1 protein-coding gene is annotated in these 352 nt (G+C 54.0%); it reads left to right on the plus strand.

What is annotated here, in order from left to right:
* Positions 1-352 (plus strand): PAS domain-containing protein (locus HBA93_RS19540; protein ID WP_221724399.1); only part of this gene is annotated, 352 nt, incomplete at both ends.

Consider the following 352-nt stretch of genomic DNA (forward strand, 5'->3'; position numbering starts at 1 on the left):
GATTGCCGCTGCATTAATTGCGCTGTCTCAAGTTAAAGGTGTCAACACACAACTGGCATTGCCTGCCGGTGTGTCGACAACCTTCCTGCTTATTTATGCCGGTGCATTGCTGATGCGTGTATTGCGCGTCTCTGTCGCTGCCGGTGTGAAGGCACAGCAGCCAGATCACGGTCATGCCGACAGCGATCTGGAAGCCGCATTGGATGCGCTGGTTATTCGTCTGGATCAGGATGGCCATATCCGTTCCTTGTCAGATCGTTGTGTTGAACAATTCGGCGTGGATCGTGCGGTGCTGAATGGCACATTGCTGCTGGATCGCGTGCATGTTGCCGACCGCGTACAATATCTCGCT

Origin of the sequence: Ochrobactrum sp. SFR4 (genome assembly GCF_019730395.1) — a bacterium.
In the GTDB taxonomy this organism is placed as follows: domain Bacteria; phylum Pseudomonadota; class Alphaproteobacteria; order Rhizobiales; family Rhizobiaceae; genus Pseudochrobactrum.